This window comes from Psychrobacillus sp. MER TA 171 (genome assembly GCF_023713305.1).
Taxonomy (GTDB): domain Bacteria; phylum Bacillota; class Bacilli; order Bacillales_A; family Planococcaceae; genus Psychrobacillus.
Genome location: NZ_JAMAWN010000041.1, coordinates 1 through 15,388 on the forward strand (window position 1 = coordinate 1; position 15,388 = coordinate 15,388).

The 15,388-nt window shown below is 37.3% G+C and carries 17 protein-coding genes; 4 read left to right on the forward strand and 13 right to left on the reverse strand.

Annotation, left to right across the window (positions count from 1 at the left end; translation table 11 throughout):
• Positions 1 to 352: 352 nt before the first annotated feature.
• Positions 353 to 1,660, reverse strand: a complete 1,308-nt coding sequence (locus M3627_RS20120) for a DRTGG domain-containing protein (protein WP_251557228.1) — start codon at positions 1,658 to 1,660, stop codon at positions 353 to 355.
• A 61-nt stretch (positions 1,661 to 1,721) separates the two neighbouring features.
• Complete coding sequence (locus tag M3627_RS20125; RefSeq protein WP_251557229.1) at positions 1,722 to 2,405, reverse strand: metal-dependent hydrolase; 684 nt, start codon at positions 2,403 to 2,405, stop codon at positions 1,722 to 1,724.
• Between the two features lie 115 nt (positions 2,406 to 2,520).
• Here M3627_RS20125 and M3627_RS20130 point away from each other — a divergent pair, with 115 nt between their 5' ends.
• Positions 2,521 to 3,612, forward strand: coding sequence for a M24 family metallopeptidase (locus M3627_RS20130; RefSeq protein ID WP_251557230.1), 1,092 nt, complete (start codon positions 2,521 to 2,523; stop codon positions 3,610 to 3,612).
• 247 nt (positions 3,613 to 3,859) lie between these two features.
• On the opposite strand, the gene M3627_RS20135 is transcribed toward M3627_RS20130, so the two are convergent.
• The 4 genes from M3627_RS20135 to ald form a co-directional block, all read right to left on the reverse strand.
• Positions 3,860 to 4,228 carry a DUF4181 domain-containing protein gene (locus M3627_RS20135; protein ID WP_251557232.1) on the reverse strand — a complete coding sequence of 123 codons (369 nt, stop codon included), beginning with the start codon at positions 4,226 to 4,228 and terminating at the stop codon, positions 3,860 to 3,862.
• Between the two features lie 70 nt (positions 4,229 to 4,298).
• Positions 4,299 to 4,652 (reverse strand): fluoride efflux transporter FluC, encoded by a 354-nt coding sequence (locus M3627_RS20140; protein ID WP_251557233.1) that lies wholly within the window; start codon positions 4,650 to 4,652, stop codon positions 4,299 to 4,301.
• Complete coding sequence (gene crcB, locus M3627_RS20145) at positions 4,649 to 5,005, reverse strand: fluoride efflux transporter CrcB (protein WP_353056485.1); 357 nt, start codon at positions 5,003 to 5,005, stop codon at positions 4,649 to 4,651. Before crcB ends, M3627_RS20140 begins: the two co-directional genes overlap by 4 nt.
• A gap of 68 nt (positions 5,006 to 5,073) precedes the next feature.
• Positions 5,074 to 6,189, reverse strand: a complete 1,116-nt coding sequence (gene ald / locus M3627_RS20150) for an alanine dehydrogenase (protein WP_169360944.1) — start codon at positions 6,187 to 6,189, stop codon at positions 5,074 to 5,076.
• Between the two features lie 199 nt (positions 6,190 to 6,388).
• Between ald and M3627_RS20155 the strand changes: the two genes are divergently transcribed.
• Together M3627_RS20155 and M3627_RS20160 are read left to right on the forward strand one after the other, a co-directional pair.
• Positions 6,389 to 6,844 (forward strand): universal stress protein, encoded by a 456-nt coding sequence (locus M3627_RS20155; protein WP_169360943.1) that lies wholly within the window; start codon positions 6,389 to 6,391, stop codon positions 6,842 to 6,844.
• 369 nt (positions 6,845 to 7,213) lie between these two features.
• The gene (locus M3627_RS20160) at positions 7,214 to 7,966 is read left to right on the forward strand and encodes a GIY-YIG nuclease family protein (RefSeq protein WP_251557234.1); all 753 of its coding nucleotides are present in this window, start codon (positions 7,214 to 7,216) and stop codon (positions 7,964 to 7,966) included.
• 6 nt (positions 7,967 to 7,972) lie between these two features.
• Here M3627_RS20160 and M3627_RS20165 read toward each other — a convergent pair whose 3' ends face one another.
• The 5 genes from M3627_RS20165 to sppA all read right to left on the reverse strand — a co-directional run bounded on the left by M3627_RS20165 (position 7,973) and on the right by sppA (position 12,369).
• The gene (locus tag M3627_RS20165) at positions 7,973 to 9,163 is read right to left on the reverse strand and encodes an acetate kinase (RefSeq protein WP_251557235.1); all 1,191 of its coding nucleotides are present in this window, start codon (positions 9,161 to 9,163) and stop codon (positions 7,973 to 7,975) included.
• Between the two features lie 65 nt (positions 9,164 to 9,228).
• Complete coding sequence (locus tag M3627_RS20170; protein WP_251557236.1) at positions 9,229 to 10,158, reverse strand: class I SAM-dependent methyltransferase; 930 nt, start codon at positions 10,156 to 10,158, stop codon at positions 9,229 to 9,231.
• Between the two features lie 64 nt (positions 10,159 to 10,222).
• Positions 10,223 to 10,726 carry a thiol peroxidase gene (tpx, locus tag M3627_RS20175; RefSeq protein ID WP_169360937.1) on the reverse strand — a complete coding sequence of 168 codons (504 nt, stop codon included), beginning with the start codon at positions 10,724 to 10,726 and terminating at the stop codon, positions 10,223 to 10,225.
• Positions 10,727 to 10,761: 35 nt separating this feature from the next.
• Complete coding sequence (locus M3627_RS20180; protein ID WP_251557237.1) at positions 10,762 to 11,343, reverse strand: RDD family protein; 582 nt, start codon at positions 11,341 to 11,343, stop codon at positions 10,762 to 10,764.
• A gap of 12 nt (positions 11,344 to 11,355) precedes the next feature.
• Positions 11,356 to 12,369 (reverse strand): signal peptide peptidase SppA, encoded by a 1,014-nt coding sequence (sppA, locus tag M3627_RS20185; RefSeq protein ID WP_169360936.1) that lies wholly within the window; start codon positions 12,367 to 12,369, stop codon positions 11,356 to 11,358.
• A gap of 157 nt (positions 12,370 to 12,526) precedes the next feature.
• Between sppA and M3627_RS20190 the strand changes: the two genes are divergently transcribed.
• Positions 12,527 to 13,327, forward strand: coding sequence for an NAD kinase (locus M3627_RS20190; protein WP_251557238.1), 801 nt, complete (start codon positions 12,527 to 12,529; stop codon positions 13,325 to 13,327).
• A 7-nt stretch (positions 13,328 to 13,334) separates the two neighbouring features.
• On the opposite strand, the gene rarD is transcribed toward M3627_RS20190, so the two are convergent.
• Both rarD and M3627_RS20200 read right to left on the reverse strand, forming a co-directional pair.
• Positions 13,335 to 14,243: an EamA family transporter RarD gene (gene rarD, locus M3627_RS20195; protein WP_205964130.1), complete on the reverse strand. Its 909-nt coding sequence runs from the start codon at positions 14,241 to 14,243 to the stop codon at positions 13,335 to 13,337.
• Positions 14,244 to 14,360: 117 nt separating this feature from the next.
• Positions 14,361 to 14,918, reverse strand: a complete 558-nt coding sequence (locus M3627_RS20200) for a 2'-5' RNA ligase family protein (protein WP_251557239.1) — start codon at positions 14,916 to 14,918, stop codon at positions 14,361 to 14,363.
• Positions 14,919 to 15,388: the final 470 nt, after the last annotated feature.

The following is a 15,388-nucleotide window of genomic DNA, read 5'->3' on the forward strand; positions in this document are numbered from 1 at the left end:
CATTCGTCTAAATCAGTTCTTTTCATATGAAGCACCTCCTGTTGGTTAGTTTTCTATACCAACCTCGAGGGTTTTTATAAACTTCTTAACTTGATAGCTATGTCATCCCGTAGGAGTCGCCGTCTGGCGCTCCAATCAATAAATGGGAACAGCTTTAGCATCGGTAAAGCGCTAATCTATTTACTCGCATAAACAAAGGTGAAAAACTGTCACCAACCTCAATTTCCTCATCTATTTATGTTTTTAATAGCCATTTGAATGTTCCTTTTTTTATGTTTGCAGTCACTATAAAAAAGAATTGTTAGTCAAAATCAACCAATAACTTTAACAAAGCTTTTATTTATATCAAGAGTTACCTTTCTAATAATTGATAAGTGACCATAGCCTTACCAACTAATTGTTTATCGTGGAAAACCTCAATATCCATCTTCGCTACTTTCCTACTCATTTCTAATACCCTTACTTGGATGCGCAGAATACTTTCTAATTGAATAGGCTTAGTGAAATAAATCGTCATGTTTTCAACGACAGATTCACCGCGCTTTTTAATTTTTAACGCTTGTGCTCCTGTCTCTGTTAAAAGGATTGCAACGGCCCCATAAGACATCGCCCCGTAATGGTCCGTCATTTGTGGAGTCACGACAAATTCAAACATAAACTCCTCAGATGAAACTACTTTAATCTGCTGCTTTACTATATCATCAATCGTTTCACCGTTTTGTGGCTGTCGAGAAGCAGCCTGCAAGGCCTTTAATACATCCTGCCTACTGATGACACCTTCTAAATAATTGCTCTCTTTTACAACAGGAAGAAGGTCTATTCCTTCCCAAATCATACGATGGCTAGCAGAAGCAACGCTCGTTTTCATCGTAATAGCAATAGGATTCTTCGTCATAACCTTTTCAATCATCTCATTGCTATTTCTTCCGATGACATCACGAGCCGTCACTATTCCAACGAGCTTATTGGATCGATCTACTACAGGGAATCCCCCATGAGAGGTCATATTATTTAAATCTCTGTATTGTTTTACAAGGTCTGTTGCGTATAAATAAGACGTCTCTTCTAGTGGTACATATATATCCTCAATTAGTAAAACGTCTTTCTTAATAAGCTGGTCGTCAATCGCTCGATTAATCATCGTGGCAACTGTAAAGGTATCATAGCTCGTGGATATAACCGGAAGTTCTAGCGCATCAGCTAATTTTTTTGTGTTCTCCAAAACATCAAAGCCACCCGTGATTAATACTGCAGCTCCAGCCTTTAAAGCAGTCTCATGTACCTTCAACCGATTACCTACGATCAATAGATTGCTTGGCTCTACGTAGCGCATCATATCATCTAGCTGCATGGCACCAATAACGAATTTGTTCAATGTCTTGTATAGCCCAGCTTTACCACCAAGTACTTGTCCATCTACTATATTAACTACCTCTGCAAATGTAAGACGTTCGAAGTGCTCTTTTTTCTTAAGCTCTATACGAATCGTACCCACTCGTTCAATAGTACTAACTATCCTTCTATTTTCTGCTTCCTTAATGGCTCTATAAGCTGTTCCTTCACTTACCGATAAATCTTTTGCAATTTGCCTAACCGATATTTTATCACCAACGGGAAGGTTTTCAATGTAAGCTAAAATCTGCTCATGTTTTGTTGTCATGTAGTCACATCCAAACGTTAGTTATACGCTTATTGTAACACATTTTAATAATTTTCTTATCCTAGGAGAGTGCAACAAATTCTCCAGCTGAAAGTATTTGAACTTCTGCCTTTTTAACTAAGCTTTCAAAGTACTTTGGATCCTGTTTGATAGGTGGAAAAGTATTGTAGTGAATAGGAACTACTATTTTAGGCTGAAGTAATTCTGTAGCATAAGCCGCATCCTCTGGTCCCATTGTGAAATTGCTACCTATAGGAAGGAAAGCAATATCAATATCGTGTCGATCACCTATCAGCTTCATATCACCAAATAAACCAGTATCCCCAGCATGGTACAAGGTAGTTCCCTCTGCACTGAAGATAATACCAGTAGGCATGCCTAAATAAATGATGCGCCCCTCTTCATCTGTTGTTGAAGAGCTATGAAAAGCTTGTGTAAATTTCACTTTACCAAACTCAAATTCACGCTCGCCTCCGATACCCATAGGATGCACTTCTACCCCTTTAGATTGTATATAATTTGCCAGCTCAAAAGGTGCTACGACAATGGCATTGCATTTTTTAGCAATCTCCACTGTATCTCCGACATGGTCGTCATGACCATGTGTTAAAAGAATAGCATCCACTTGTTGTTCAGCTGCGTTCAAGTCTGTTTTTTCATTTCCCGTTATAAAAGGGTCAATTAAAATAGTGTGAGAATTTGTTTGAATTTTTACTACTGAGTGTCCATGATAGCTAATTTTCATTTTGACATCTCTCCTTAAAAATTATTTTAAATCTACTTATTGTTCATTCAACGCTAATGCAAGAATTCCTTTATTCTGCTATCCTTATAATATAAATAAAAAAGAGGTGCTTTACTTGGAATCTATAAAAAAAATTCAGTCATACCTACAAATTAACAGCATAGACGCTGCTTTCGTAACTACTCCTGATAACGTCTTCTATTTTACCGGATTTAAAAGCAATCCGCACGAACGTTTACTTGGAGTGATGATTTTCAAAGATGCTCCCCCGTTTATCATTTGCCCTAAAATGGAGATGCCGGACGCTAAAGCAGCTGGATGGTCAGGGACTATTATTGGTCATCAGGACACAGACAATGCATGGGACGTATTAGCGTCAGCAGTGAAAGAAAGCGGACAATCCATTCAGAGCCTTGCAATTGAAAAATCTCATATGACGGTTGAAAGATTAGAAGCAATAACGAAAAGATTTTCGTCCCTTCAAATTAATCGTTTAGATGAAAAGATCAATGAGCTACGTGTTATAAAATCCGAGGCAGAATTAGCTAATATGCGTAAAGCAGCAGAGCTAGCAGATTATGCGATTGAAGTCGGTTGTAAAGAGATTGCTGAAGGTAAAACGGAGCTAGAAATATTAAATGCTATCGAGTTAGCCGTGAAAGAAAAAGGCGCAGCTCAAATGTCATTTGATACGATGGTATTAAGTGGACCGAAGACTGCTTCTCCTCACGGAACTCCAGGCGATCGCAAAATTCAAAAGGGTGATTTCATCCTGTTTGATCTTGGTGTAGTGTATAATGGCTATTGTTCTGATATAACTCGTACGGTAGCTTTCGGCGAACCTTCTCCTGAAAAAAGAGAAGTATACGAAACGGTACTTAAAGCAGAAATGGCAGCTGTAAATGCAGTGAAGCCAGGTGTCACTGCTATGGAATTAGACAAAACGGCTCGTGATGTTATTACGGAGGCTGGCTATGGTGAATACTTTACGCATCGCCTTGGTCATGGCTTAGGAATTTCAGTTCATGAATTCCCTTCGATTACAGGTGTTAATGAAATGGTGTTAGAAGAAGGAATGGTATTTACGATCGAGCCTGGTATTTACCACCCAGATATTACGGGCGTACGTATTGAGGATGATGTAGTGGTTACTGCTGACGGAGTGGAAGTGTTAACTAAATTCCCGAAAGAGCTGCAAATACTTTAAAATGTTTAAAAGTCTAATCCTTTAGGAGGTTAGACTTTTTTCATTTCATAATAGTTTAGTGAGTGAGTAGAGTTGATTTCCGCTTTAGACGGACGCTTTCCGCGGGGGGAGCGATAAGCCCTCCTCCCGCTGGAGTCGCCGTCTGCCGCTCCAATCAACAGAGGAAATGTAAAAAAAAATGCAGAATCCAGAGCCTAAACTGCCTTCAATAACATTATTAACATTACTTATTTACTCGATAACGATATTATTCCATCAAAAGAAGTAAATTATCTATATTAAATATAATAATAACAGTTAGTATCATAAAAATAATTGTAGAAACATATTGTTTGGAATTTTTGAGGTACTTCCACTGTAAAAATGCTTGAAAACCCATTAACACGGTTAAATAGATAATCCAATACCACTTTACAAAATTGGTAGAGTCCCCAATAACCATAAACGGAAGTGTGAATAAGAAGATAAATAAAATAATACCTCTTCCCCATTGGTCCAGTTTTTTACCGGGAGTTTCAGAAATTTTTTTCTTTTCAACTTGCAGTAATTTATTAACTATTTTCTCTAAAAAGAATAATAAAATGCCAAGAATAATTAAAAATACTAGTATTTTCACAAAATCTCCCCTTCCATTTTACAAACTACCATTTCTATAATTACCTTTACTTTTATAGGACAATTAATAACTAAAATAAGGAACCAAGCAGGTATCCTATAAAAGCAACCAACACCCCTCCTACATAGGTAGCTATAAAGTAAATCTGACGCTTACTTCGATCAGCGTTTAATTTGATTAATTCAACATTTAACGTTGAGAAGGTTGTTAACGCCCCTAGAAATCCAGTTCCCAATATTAACAAATATATGCCTTCAATATAAATCCCACTTATAATACCAAGCAGAAAGGATCCTATTGTATTTACTGCAAGCGTTCCATAAGGAAACTGGCTATGCTTATTTAGTTTTTCAGCGGTATAAAATCTCAGTATTGCACCAAGGAATCCCGCTCCCCCTACTGCTATTAAAGAAATTAGAGTCATTCTTTCACCTCTTTTTTCCATCCAAGATTACTACTAATCATGCCGCCAATTATACTGCATATTAGATAAATCAGTGTCAAAGCATATTCGGATTGTTCTACTAATAGTATAGTTTCCACACTAAAGGCTGAAAAGGTAGTAAAAGAACCGAGGAACCCGGTGCCTAAGGCGAGGCGTAATTTGTAGGAGAACCTCTCTGTGCGAGACAAAACAAAAGCAAGAGCAAAACATCCAATTAAATTTACAAGTAACGTGGAAAAAGGGAAAGAAGATGAAGGAGCTATATAAAACCCAATCACATACCGACATATTGCACCTAGTCCACCTGCGAGGCCAATGTATAGATAACTCACTATTCCACCTCACTGTCTAGAAATTTAGAAATCACCCAAACTCTTTAGAGATGGGTGATTGAGTAATGTTATTTTAAAAGAGTTGTTACATCTGTATATGGTAAGCCTTGTGCTTCTGCAACTGCTGCAAATGTGACATGACCGCCTAATGTATTAATCCCTTTTTGAAGAGCTAAATTATCCAGACATGCTTGCTTGTACCCTTTGTTTGCAATTTGCACTGCATAAGGTACTGTTGCGTTCGTCAATGCCATCGTAGATGTTCTTGGAACCGCTCCTGGCATATTCGCAACTGCATAATGAACTACGCCGTGCTTTTCATAGGTAGGGTTATCATGCGTTGTTATTCTGTCAGAAGTTTCAAAGATTCCCCCTTGGTCAATGGCAATATCGATTACAACTGAGCCTGGAGTCATTGATTTAATCATATCCTCTGATACTAGCTTAGGAGCTTTGGCACCAGGTATTAATACAGCACCTATTACTAAGTCAGCTTCCTTCACCGCTTCTCCAATATTGTAAGGGTTAGAGATTAGAGTTTGAACATTGCTTCCAAAGATATCTTCTAATTGACGAAGACGATCCACGTTTAAGTCGATGATAGTGACTTTTGCACCCATTCCTATTGCCATTTTTGCAGCATTTGTGCCTGCGATCCCACCACCAATAATTGCTACATTAGCACGTGGAACCCCTGGAACTCCACCAAGTAAAATTCCTTTACCTCCATGGATTTGCTCTAGGAATTGAGCGCCAATTTGAGTAGCCATACGACCTGCAACCTCACTCATTGGTGAAAGAAGAGGTAAAGAATTGTTTGGTAATTGAACTGTTTCATAAGCAATCGCTGTCACTTTCTTGTCTAATAACACTTTTGTTAATGCTTCTTCAGGTGCTAAATGTAGATAAGTGAACAGGATCGTTCCTTCTTGAATTAAGTCAAATTCTTGATGTGTTGGTTCTTTTACTTTCATTACCATTTCTTGATTCCATGCTTCGTGAGCAGTTTGAACAATCGTTGCTCCTGCTGCAATATAATCTTCATCGGTAAAGCTAGAACCTAATCCTGCTCCTGTTTCAATAAACACTTGATGATTATGTAGTGTTAAGCTTACAACTCCCGCTGGTGTCATTGCGACACGGTTTTCATTATTTTTAATTTCCTTTGGAACTCCTATACGCATGTCTATATCCCCTTTAACAAGATTAAATAGATTAGTGAAACAAGTATATTTTAGCATTAATAATTCTAAATTGCTCATCAATTCGTTCTTATAATTAGCCTTTGTTCACAAATTAGACTAAATAACTATTAAAAGATAGCAGGAATTAGAGATTAAGTATAGAAATATAATAGTATAACAAACCCAGGAGGGATTTAGAATGACATTAAAATACAATCAAATCTTAGTAGCAGTAGACGGTTCAAAGGAAGCAGAATTTGCTTTTAAAAAGTCTGTTTCTATTGCTGAAAGAAATAACGCAACTTTAAATCTAGTTAATATCATTGATACTCGTTCTTTTGCAGCTATTGAGGCGTATGATCGTTCTATCGCGGAAAGAGCTCAAAAATTTGCAGAAGATTTACTTGGTGGATATAAAAAAGAAGCTCTTGCTGCTGGAGTGACAAATGTAAATATTATTGTTGAGTATGGCTCACCTAAGACAATGATTTCGAAGGATTTAGCTAATAAGGTAGAAGCAGATTTAATCATTTGTGGAGCAACTGGTCTAAATGCAATGGAAAGATTTTTAATTGGTAGTGTGTCTGAATATATTGTACGTTCTTCTACTTGTGATGTACTTGTAGTTCGTACAGATGAAGTATTAGAAGCATAAATTAGAAATTAAGATGTAGAGAATCATGGCTTATGCCTTGGTTCTCTTTTTAATTTTGAACAATTTGAATGAGAGACCAGAGGAAAGTAGACGGAAAGCGTTAATGCCTTACGTAGAATAATGTAGAAGTTGATTTCCGCTATCGGCGGACGCTTTCCGTGGGGTGAGCGATAAGCCATCACCCATCGCTAACGCGCGTGGTTGTGATGTCTTATCTGTCTCACTCGCCCCTACTTGTGTCGCCACCTGTCGCTCCAATCAACAAGGAGTTATCCTTGCTTAGCAGTTAATAGCTGATCGTATCTAAACAGTTAAAGATAAAACCAATTATTACTTTTCAACTATAAAAATATTCATCAATACACTATAATGGAAAATAATACTATATTTTATAATATCCATATAGAAAGAGACGTGAGTTTTTTGATCAAACAACTTGTAGAACGAATATTTATGAAAAACTCTTACACAAAAGAAACAACAGATATACCAACTTATACTCAACCCCAAAAGATATATCTTTTCGATTCAAATCAAGAAGAATTAGAAGCAGTTCAAAAATTTCCTTTTCCAGAAGGCGATGCCCCAGGTTATGTTTACTTCGTCCAAGAATATATGAATGGCACTTTTAAAATTGGAAAAACAAAGCACATCGAAAAACGAATGAATCTTTTTAACATTAAGCTTCCATTTGAGAACAAACTTATCTACTTGATTAAGACTGGAAATCACCACCAGACAGAGGTGGTGTTTCATAAGCATTTTGCTTCTAAACGATTAGAAGGAGAATGGTTTAGCCTGAACAGAGAAGATATGAATTGGATTAAGTCAGGTAAATATACGGATGAAATTAACTACACTATTAATAACAAGAAAGAAATAGATGAAAATGATAAAGAAAAAATCACTGAAGAACATTTAAAAAAAGAAAAACTATTAACTAAAAAACAAATAGAATATGCTAAAACAATGATTCAAAAATTAGACCAAGAGTATGAATTAATGATTGATTATTCATCTTTAACGAATGAAGATTTGAGTAGATTAAGTGTTTATTTTAGATTTAAAAATATTGGTGCTTTAAATAACCTTGTTAAAAAAGGTGTGTTAAAGAAGACATAATATTAACTACATCTCCGCCACCCGCATCACATCTCTCGCAATCATAATCTCCTCGTTCGTTGGGATGACGATGACTTTTACGGGTGAGTGTGGGTAGTTGATGAAGCCTTCTTTACCGTGCAGCTTGTTTAGGTCCGGATCCATGTAGACGCCCATGAATTGGAGGCCGGAGAGTACTTTTTCTCGGATAACCTCGCTGTTTTCTCCTATGCCTGCTGTGAAGAGGATGGCGTCTACTCCATTCATACGGGCAGCGTAGGATCCGATGTATTTGTGTATTCGGTTGGCAAATACGTCTAGTGCTAGCTGGGCACGGTCATTGCCTTTGGTTGCTTCTGTTACGATATCTCGCAGATCACTAGAAAAGCCTGATACTCCAAGCATTCCAGATTTCTTATTTAGTATATCTAGGATGCCTTCTGCACTTTTCCCTGTCTTCTCCATTAAGTATGGTATCAGTGCCGGGTCAATGTTTCCTGATCTTGTGCCCATTGTTACTCCTGCAAGTGGAGTGAAGCCCATGGAGGTGTCGATAGATTTTCCTTTGTGAATAGCAGCAATGCTTGCCCCATTTCCGAGATGGCAGGAGATGAGGCGAGTTATTTCTAGTGGTCTATTTAATAATTCTGCTGCTCGATGAGCGACATATTTATGAGAGGTTCCGTGAAAACCATATTTTCGAATACTATACTTTTCGTAATAGTCATACGGAATCGAGTATAAATAAGAACTTTCAGGCATCGTTTGATGGAAAGCAGTATCAAACACAGCGACAGCTGGTATATTGGGCAAAACTTTTTGAAATTCTCTTATTCCTGTAACATTAGCTGGATTATGAAGCGGAGCAAACTCTGCTAATCTTTCAATATTTTTGATGACGTCCTCGTTTATTAAAATGGAGTCATTGTATGTTTCTCCTCCATGTACGACACGGTGGCCAATTCCTTGTATATCTTCTAACGACTGAATTACTTTTCGATCAATCAGCATTTTAATGAGCAATTTAACCGCCTGTTCGTGATTATCTACTTGCTCTATTAAGTGGATACGTTCATCGTCAAAGTTCATCGTAAACACAGGATTCGATAACCCTATCCTTTCGATTAATCCTTTTGCTATTACTCTCTCTTCGGGCATTGAGTACAACTGAAATTTTAAAGAAGAACTACCTGCATTAACTGCTAAAATATTTGGCATAAGAAAACGCCCCTTCTTTATACTGATACAATAATTGTACCTTGCATAAAAGGGGCGGGCAAATTTTACCTATTATTTTCTTCTTGCCATATGTCGATTTTTTTGAAGAATAGCTCCATTGCTTCTCGATTTGTCATACTTGGTACCTTCGCAAGCAAGACCTCTCGTGGAGCCTTTAAATCCTCACTTTTCTTTTGTAAAATAAGGAGACTCTTTTCTTGCGCTTTGTTCTTAAAGATAGAGTCTGGAAGTTGAATGACTGCTTGTATCCAGCCATTTTCTTTTATAAATTTATGCAGCTGTGGTGCTTGCTTTGATTCGAAGATCGTAGCTGGGACTAGAAAATATAGATACCCTCCCGGCTTTACATGCTTCATCGCTTGTTCCATGAACAAATGATGGGCATAAGGCATTTCCTCCTCGCTATGAAGGAAATATTCCTTCGAGGCCTCTTCGTCTGGATAGTATCCTACTGGCAAGTCACTTACAACTATATCGACGGGATCAATCATTAGTGGACGAATTGCATCCTGTCTAAATAACTGGATGTCCTGCTCCAGGAGTTCCCCAACCTGTGCAGCAAGCTGAATAAGTAACTCGTCTATCTCCACTCCAAACGCATGGGAAGTATTCGGAATGACGTTCATTAAGGTGAATAGAAGGTTTCCAGTGCCTAATGCTGGATCTAAAAAGGACAGCTCCTTTTTCTCCTTGTTCATTTCTTTTACGAAGTAGCTTAATAGTAAGCCAATTGCGTCCGGTGTCATTTGGTGATTTGCTTGAGTTGATTTGCTCATCCCTTTTAAAATAGCGAGCTGGATAGCTTTACGAATCTCTTCTTTTTTAGGATTCACAAGGTCAGGAGCTTTTTTGTTTTCAAGCCATAGCTCAAGTGCATAAACGATTCCTTCTAAATAAGGAGCAGATTCCTGCTCTTCTATATATGTGGCTTCTTGATCGATAAATGAAAAGATTTTTTCTACATTTGTTTGCATACTGATCCCTCAAATGAAAACCCACTCGAAATAGAGTGGGTTTACTTATTTTTTATAGTGTTAGTTATTGAGCTGCTTTAACAGCCTCAAGCGCTTTTTCGTAGTCAGGATGGTTAGTACCTTCACTTACGATTTCCTTGTAAGTTACTACACCATTCTTATCTACTACAAATACCGAGCGAGCAAGTAAGCGTAACTCTTCCATTACTATTCCGAATGCTTTCCCAAAAGAAAGGTCACGGTGATCAGATAATGTCTGAATAGAATCTGCTGCATTTGCTCCACACCAACGAGACTGTGCAAAAGGTAGGTCAACAGAGATTGTTAAAATAACAACATCATCACCAAGACTTGCAGCACTTTCGTTAAACTTGTTAGTTTGCGCTGAACAAACACCAGTGTCAAGGGAAGGTACTACACTAATCAGGCGAGTTTTTCCAGCTGAATCCTCAAGAGTAACCGGCGATAGGTTATTTGCCAATACTGTAAAGTTTGGAGCTTTTTCCCCAACCTCTACCTCTTTGCCTAATAATGTTACAGGATTATTTTTAAATGTTACTTGTGTCATAATTATGTAGCCTCCTTTTCGATACTCTCATCTTACTAGAATTCGTTTGTCTCTTGCAACTCATTTGCAACAGGAGTGCGCTTATATTCTACAATTTCCTTTTTGTCATAGGAAGATTCGTGTATGACGAGTGTATCTGCGATAAAATCATGGATTGCTTGCTTTTGTGGTGTAAAGGCCGCAACTACATATGGAAGGTTAAATGGTATGACTGATATTAGACGTCCTACCCATTCTCTGAATAAAACCGTACCCCATGTTAGCTTTCCTTCTCCTTTAGATACAACACGAATGCCAAAAATCATTTTACCCACTGTTTGTGAAAAGAACTTCGTCATAAGAACAAAGTACAAATAGAAAAGAATTGCTGTTACAAGTGATATCGGTGCATACCAGCTTGAACTGCTTACATCCAATGAGAACAAGCGGAAAACTGGTTTGATTAACAGCATGCCCACAGAAGATAGCACGAGCAAATCTACTATATAAGCCCAAAAGCGTATCCAAAAGCCAGCAGCCTTTTGTACATAGCTTTCCGTTTTCGAAACGGCCATTGTTTGACGAATAGGCGGGCTTTCTTTTACAAGCTCATGGTTATTTGGTTCTAACTCACTCATTGTATTCCCTCCTTATTCATTTCCATAAAGGTACATCATTTTTGGTGCAGAATTATCTGCAATTAGCTTAGCAATCAGTTTAGATTCAATGTCTACTCCAAAAAATGATTGTGCTTTCATCGCAAATAATGAAGAGAAGCTAGGAGAAAAACCATACTCAAATACTTCTGCGCCTTCTAGGTCATAGTCAGTTTGAATGGACGCTACAGCATCTTCTAAGAAACCAAGCTCATCCGCAAGACCCGACTCCACGGCCTGTCTTCCGTTTAATATTCTTCCATCTGCTACTTTCTTAACTTCAGCCTCTGTCATATTTCTTCCTTGTTCAATAATATCAACAAAGTCCTCATAAGAATCATTTAGCATATCTTGTAGCATTGCTCGCTCTTCTTCTGTCATGTCTCTCGTTGGACTCATAATGTCTTTATATGGTCCTGATTTGATCGTCACAAATTCCACGCCGTACTTTTCAGCAAGGCCGCCATAGTTTATGCTTTGCATAATAACCCCGATAGAACCTGTCAGTGTTTCTTTGTTCACAAAGATTTTATCGGCTGGTGCAGATATGTAATATCCTCCTGAAGCTGCCATGCTTCCCATCGAAACATAAAATGGTTTACCGGTCTCTTCTTGAATTTCTACTATTTCCTTATAGATCTGTGCTGATTCCACTACCCCTCCACCCGGGGAGTTTACTTGAAGAACGACTGCCTTAACAGAATCGTCATTTCTTACTTGATCTAATTGTTGAAGGAAAAATTGATGATTATATCCTTCTGTTCCAAACAAGCTAGTAGTTCCACCGGTATCTTGAATGGTACCATCTACTGTAAGTACAGCCACTCGTTTATTCATACTTCCTGGCTGTAGGACTGTTTCATAGAACTCTGTATTAGCTGTAGAGCTTACATCTTCCATGAATGTAGACCAATCTGTTGAGAATATGGATGATGCAGTATTAACAACCAAGGATATGGCTAACAAAATTGCAGCTCCTACAATGGCCAACCAACGTTTCATATTCATATTACTAATTTCCTCCTTTTTCTTTCCTTCTTACATACGTTATAAATGTCTAAATGTTTCACTAAATGATAAAATAATAATACATAGACTAAAAGTACATGTAAACTTAATAGATTCTGTGCTTCGCAGTCTAAGCCCTATAAAAAGGAGCATGCTTATGACTTCAAGAAATAATATCTACCTATACACAAAGAATGACGCACACTCTCTAAAACGTAAAGAATCGATACAAAAAGTTATTCATCAGCATGGTTTTGTAGCAGTGGAAAATTTTGAAGAGGCTTCTATTATCGTTAGTATCGGATCCGACGCGACCTTTTTACAAGCGGTAAGAAAAACTGGATTTAGACAAGATACGCTGTACGCGGGTATCTCGACTACTGACTCTTTAAATATGTACTGTGATTTTTTCGTTGATGACATAGAGAAAATGGCGGAAGCGGTATTAAAAGATAAGATTGTTGTACGTAAATACCCCGTTTTAGAGGTATCTGTTAATAGTAACCCAAAATTTTATTGTCTTAATGAGTTTACCATTCGTTCCAATATCATTAAATCTTTTGTTTTAGATATTTTTATTGATCACAAGCATTTTGAAACCTTTCGTGGGGATGGAATGGTTATTTCCACGCCGACTGGAAGCTCCGCCTATAATAAGTCATTAAACGGAGCTGTCGTAGATCCACTCTTACGCTGCATCCAAGTTGCAGAGATTGCATCCATGAATAGTAATGAATACCGAACTCTTGGGTCTTCCTTCATATTAAGCAGCGATCGAACACTTGAACTTCGCCTTCAACAGGATTGGAACGATTATCCATCCATGAGTACAGATAACGAGGCCCTAAGTATTCAGCATGTAGATACTGTGGCCCTTTCCTTAAGCGATAAGGTAGTAAAGACGGTTAAATTAAAAAATAATAGCTATTGGGATAAGGTAAAACGTTCGTTCCTATAATTCCTACTTATACTATTAACATTTTCTTTCTTCTTAATTCGATTATTTTTGAAAAAGTAAATAGTAATAGAGCAGCCCATATGAATGAAAATGAAATAAACTCTATTTTGCTAAATTTCTCACCGTAAACAAAGATACCTATTAATAACATTAGTGTTGGTGCTATATATTGAATAAAACCTGACATATATAGAGGCATCGTTTTTGTTCCCTTTGCAAAAAGCACAAGCGGTACGGCAGTAGCGACTCCAGTAAGTACAAGGAGTATGGTTGTCGTGATATTACTTGAGAAGAATACTGCTTGATCTGATACAACCAGGTAGCTAAAGTAAGCTAATGCAACAGGGAGCACAAATAATGTCTCAATTGTCAGCCCTCTTAAAGGATCGATTGTGATTCTTTTCTTGATCAACCCATAAAATGCAAAGGTGCTTGCTAATAACATGGCAATCCATGGAACCACTCCGTAGGAGATTGTTAGTAAGACTACCCCTGTAGCGGCTATTAGAACGGAAATCTTTTGTGCCAAAGAAAGCTTTTCCTTCAAAAAGATTATGCCAAGTAGAACCGATAGTAATGGGTTGATATAATACCCGAGGCTTGCTTGTACGATATAACCTTCATTTACTGCAAATATGTATAAAAACCAGTTTCCTGTCACTAAATAAGAGGCTAAAACAAGACTCCAAAATGACTTTTTGTCCTTCCATAAATTTTTTAGGTCTTCTCTTAAAACAGAAAATTTTCGACCTATTAGTACTAACATTAGCGTAAAGACAAATGACCATATTACTCGTCCAGATAATATTTCACCGCTAGCAACATGATCGAGGAGCTTCCAATAGATAGGCATGAACCCCCACCAAGCATATGCCAACACAACTACAATAATTCCTTGCTTTTCTTCTGCGTTCAAAATGACACCTTCTTTACATACTTTGACACTCGAAATAATAAAATCATTATATTACTTTATCTTACTAAAGTAAATGTCTGGATAAGTATTTGAAGGTATAATTCACAGACCTCAGATTTAAGATCCCTTGCTTAAAGGAACATCTAAATATTTTTCATATCTTTGCTCTTCAATATTTAGTTCATAAATTCTTATAAATTTCACTTCAAAATTAGGATAAGGCGTCAATTCTATATTTGCTAATTGTTCCATTTCTTTTACTTCTTTTTTTGACAGTCCAGTAGATATGCTTCCATCGAAGTATTCTTTCCCCAATGTTAAGTGGGGAACAAATGCATTAAGTTCAAAGTACTTTTTTATTAAGTATTCTGAGGGTGAAATTTCTTGTACTATTTTTTGATGTAAATCGTGTAGATTACTTGAGTTAATGCTCAAATATAAAATGTTATCTCCAAAATACTTTGGTCTATTTATTGAAACTTGAAAAGGCTTGAAATTGTCACATACTCTCTGTACTTTGTCTATCCACTTCTTATCTGGATTTAATCCCCCTTGTGCCTTCAAAGTTATATGTGGTTCGACGCCTAATTTGTGAATCCATCTACTTTGAAACTGCTTAATTCGCAATAAATATTCTTCTGGAGGGACAATTCCTATGAAATACTCTACTTTCATTCTTCTACACCCCTTTTTTTCAGCTCACATAATTATAGCTAAATATTTTTAGCCTTCCAGATTGATATTCATGGAAGTTGTAAATAAACAATAAACTCTATCTTCAAGCCCATGTACTTTAATACTCCAAGTAATAATATGAATGGTGAAAATTTTAAAAAGTAGCTAGGGCATAAATAGGTAATAAATTAAAAAACGTGAAATCAATAAACTTGATTTCACGTATTCACTACTTTTTAAAGCTAGCTTATCTCTTGTAAGAGACCTCCCCATTCTAGTTGTTTGGAGAGGAGGCGGCGACTCCTGGGGGGAACAGCGCGAGCTGAAAGCCCCGCAGGAGCAAAGCGAGGGCACTGAAAAAGTGCCTTTAAAACGTTTAGAGGTAGAGTATGAATGCAGGTTCTGTTCATCTTCTACTATTTTCTGAATCCATGTCTTTCCGTTCCGAGCGGATGCTTTCCAGGGGGCGG